This window comes from Mesorhizobium sp. M4A.F.Ca.ET.050.02.1.1, from assembly GCF_003997725.1.
Taxonomy (GTDB): domain Bacteria; phylum Pseudomonadota; class Alphaproteobacteria; order Rhizobiales; family Rhizobiaceae; genus Mesorhizobium.
In genome coordinates this window covers 1-593 of sequence record NZ_RZSG01001426.1, presented here as the reverse complement: position 1 = coordinate 593, position 593 = coordinate 1, and the positions used below count along the sequence as shown (strand labels likewise).

At 60.4% G+C, this 593-nt stretch carries 1 protein-coding gene and 1 pseudogene; both read right to left on the bottom strand.

From position 1 onward, the window contains the following. Nucleotides 1–360: saccharopine dehydrogenase NADP-binding domain-containing protein (locus EOA33_RS37950; protein ID WP_190234544.1), on the bottom strand; the 360-nt coding region annotated here is incomplete at its 3' end. 131 nt (nt 361–491) lie between these two features. Beyond that, nucleotides 492–593 (bottom strand): annotated as a pseudogene (locus EOA33_RS41225) (DUF3445 domain-containing protein); the annotation flags it as partial.

Here is a 593-nt window from a genome sequence, read left to right as displayed (position 1 = left end):
GGGCTCGACCACCGTGTCGACATAGAGCACGCCGAGCTTGCGGCAGAGTTTCATCAGTTCGAGCGAGGAGGTGTCGACCGACAGGTTGACGCAGAAGCCCTGGCCGCCGCCATTGGTCAGAAGCGGCGTCAGCAGCTTCTTGTAGTTCTTCTTTGTCACGGCTTCCTGCATGAAGGTGATGCCGCGCTCGTCGAGCAGCTTGCGGTCGCTATCGCGCGGGTCGATGACCGTCATGCGCGATTTGTCGAACTTGAAATGGCGTTCGATCAGCGGCAGCGTTCCCCGTCCGATCGAGCCGAAGCCGATCATCACGACGGGACCGGTGATTTCACCGTAAACGGGCCAGTTTTCATTCGCCATTTTTTCAGACACTCCGTTAAACAGGGCAAAAGCCGGGCGTTTCTGCCGGACGGCCAAGCGCTACACCACAGATCATTGTCATAAACCAGTGAAAAGCGCCAACCACTGGTCCGGCTCGCCTGATGGCGTGGTTAAGCTGCCGTGGCCATGTCGGCGAGGAAGGCGACCAGCCGGTCGCGGTCGGCGGTCAGTCCCTTGTAGTCGAGCTGGGCCTCGTCGAGCGCCTCCAGCTG